General features: G+C 66.9%; 2 protein-coding genes. Both read right to left on the reverse strand.

Annotated features, from left to right (window positions below):
• Positions 1 to 1,242, reverse strand: a 1,242-nt coding sequence (locus tag VFQ05_06225) for an aminoacetone oxidase family FAD-binding enzyme (GenBank protein ID HET9326348.1), incomplete at its 3' end; no start/stop codon positions are given.
• Positions 1,243 to 1,353: 111 nt separating this feature from the next.
• Positions 1,354 to 2,931: FlgD immunoglobulin-like domain containing protein (locus tag VFQ05_06230; GenBank protein HET9326349.1), on the reverse strand; the 1,578-nt coding region annotated here is incomplete at its 5' end.

Here is a 2,931-nt window from a genome sequence, read left to right on the forward strand (position 1 = left end):
GAAGTTGAATCCTCCGAGCCTGCCTTCGACGTCCAGGATCTCTCCGCAGAGGAACAACCCCGGCGACTTGCGCGACTCGAGGGTCGAAGGGTCCACCTCGGAGAGCCGCACGCCGCCGGCCGTGACCTCGGCCTTCTCGTAACCGAGAGTCCCGCTGACCTTGAGGTCGCGCTCGACGATTCGCCCGATCAAACCCTCCCTGCGTGAACGATCCACCTGATTCACGCGGCTCCCCGGGTCGACGCCGGCTTCTACGGAGAGGCGCTCGCCGAGCCGCTCGGGCAGCCAGCGAGCCAGATGACGACGCACCGTGCGCTCGGGTGCTTTGCGGGACGCATCCACCCAAACGGAGCGAAAGCTTTCGGCGGTCTCCCCGGGAGCGAAGCTCGCGGTGACACGCCGCTCGCCGGCGGCGCGCAACCAGTGTCTCGAGAGGTCGAGCGCGGCCGGACCCGAATAACCGAAATGAGCGATGACCATCGAGCCCGTGACTCGCTCGGCACGCTTCCCTCCCACCCAGAGCGACAGCTCCACGTCGAGCGTGATCCCCTGCGCTGCCGCACACAACGGGTCGCCGGAGGCGAGCGGCGTCAGCGCGGGAATGGGCGGCTCGAGCGTATGGCCGAGCGCCGTCACCAGCGCATACCCCACGCCATCGCTGCCAGTGCGCGGGAACGAGAGTCCTCCGGTGGCGATCACCACGGCATCCGCCTCGATCCAACGGTCCGGGTCCACCGCCGGCAGGGGCCACGAGGTGCCGTGGCGCCGGCTCACGCCACCGCCCTCGAATGCCGCCGCCGAGCGCACGACCTGGATGCCGAGCCGGTAGGAGGGCGGAGGGCCCTGGCGCTCCAGGCGCATCACGCGCGCGCCGCTCTCGATCCCGACCCCTGCGGCTTTCACGGCCGCCATCAGCGCCTCGAGCACGGTGTTGGCGTCATCGGTCACCGGGAAGTACTTCCCCGTCTCTTCCAGCTTGAGCTCGACGCCGATCTCGGCGAACCAGGCGAGCGTCGACTCGACCGGAAACGCGCGCAACACGCGGGCGATGAAGTGGCGCGAGCCGCCGTGGTAGTCGAGCTCGCTGACCTCTCGATGCGTCACGTTGCACCGGGTCCCGCCGGACATCAGGATCTTGAGGCCGATCCGGGGATGCGCGTTGAGCAGCGTGACCTTCGCTCCGGCGCCGGCGGCGGCGAGCGCGGCGGTGAGCCCCGCGGCGCCGGCGCCGATCACGGCCACTCTGCGGCTCCCGGAGATCGCGCTCACCCGGCGACATTACCGCAAAGGATTGGCGCTGCCCCATTTCTCGAGGCAGCGCCTGAGATTCCTTGCGAATCGACCCGCTTCAGATCAACGCAGCATCACCATCCGTTTCGTCAAACGCTCGTTCCCGTGCTGAAGCTGATAGAAGTAGACGCCGGAGGAGACGGGACGGCCGCGCCGGTCCGTGCCTCGCCAGACGGCCTCGTGGTGCCCGGCCGGCATCACGCCCTCCGCGAGGACGTGAACCAGGTGTCCCTGTGTATCGTAGATCGTGAGCCGCACCTTTCCTGCCTTTGGAAGCGAGAACCTGACGGTCGTCGCCTGCGTCGAGCGGAATGGATTCGGCGCGTTCATCAGCATGAGGCGCGATCCGACGGCGACCGGAGGCTCCACGGCGGTCGGCACCGATGTGATGGTGAACGGCTGATTGCTCGAGTCGTGGGTGATGAGGCCGAGCCCATCGAACAAATCCACCCGAACCAGCGCCTCTTGTGTCGCGACGTTGGGAACCACCCAGGCGAACTGCGTGCCGGAGATACCTGCCCCGATGAGTGACCACGACACGCCGCCGTTGAGGCTGAGATAGACGTCGGCGTGGTGCGGGTTCCAGTCGGTCGGCAGAGACCAGCGGACGTTGTACGAAGCGCCGGCCACGACCGATTCGCCGCCATTCGGCGCCGTGACATGGTGCTTCATGACGCGGATCACGCCGGTCGCCAGCAGGCGGTGATCCCCGGCGATCTCTCCGGTCAGCGTCACTGGAACCTCATCCCCCTCCGGGAGCGTCGGTGTGAGCAGATCCTGGTCGAACTTCAGCGTCATGTCGGGAACCCCATCCTGATCGACGTCACCGATCGTGTGCCTGGTCGGATCGGCGACCGACGCACGGTTGAGGCGCAGCGTCGACACCGGGATGGCGTTCAGATCGAACGGTGGAGGCAGCTCGAGGTACGCGGTGACCCAGTTCCCGTGCCGGGCGAGATTGAGTGTGGCGGGCTCCACGTTCCCCACCGCCGCGACGTCGGCCACCTGCAGGTTGATCGGAACGATCACCGAAGGCTCGTCGGGGTCGTTGCTGCGCACCAGCAGCTCCGCATCGTGCGACCCGACGGGCAGAGCGGTCGCGTCGAACGTGACGTTCATCGTCGCGGTGGTGTGGGGAGCGATGGTGGCCGTCGTGGGAGACACGGACACCCACCGCGGCCCCTGCGAATAGACTGCGACGTCGTCGATGTACCAGCCCTCGTTGGTGGCGCAATTGCCGCAATCCCATCCGGCATGGAAGCGGATCAGGATCGAGCCGCCGACGAAGGGGGTGAGATCGAACGTTGCCGGGACGAAATAGCTGAGCGCGCTGCTGTGCGAGTAGGCGTTTCGGTAGGCGAGCGGGTTGAAGCAGATGTCGTCCAGCACGTACGGATAGCCTCCCTGCGGATAGATCTGCTGCCAATGCGCCCCGCCGTCGGTCGAAACTTCGACGATACCGCCGTCCGGATCGAAGTTTGGATCACCGCAGTCGTCGAAGTCGTGCCAATGCTCGAACGTGAGCGTCGCGTCCAGCACTCCACTCAGATCGATCAAGGGACTCTGGAGCGCGTCGCTTCCCTGGAAGTCGTGCTGCGAGACGCGCCAGCTCCAGGCTCCGCTGTTGGAACGACCCGTCGT

The organism is Candidatus Eisenbacteria bacterium (assembly GCA_035712145.1).
In the GTDB taxonomy this organism is placed as follows: Bacteria; Eisenbacteria; RBG-16-71-46; order RBG-16-71-46; family RBG-16-71-46; genus DASTBI01.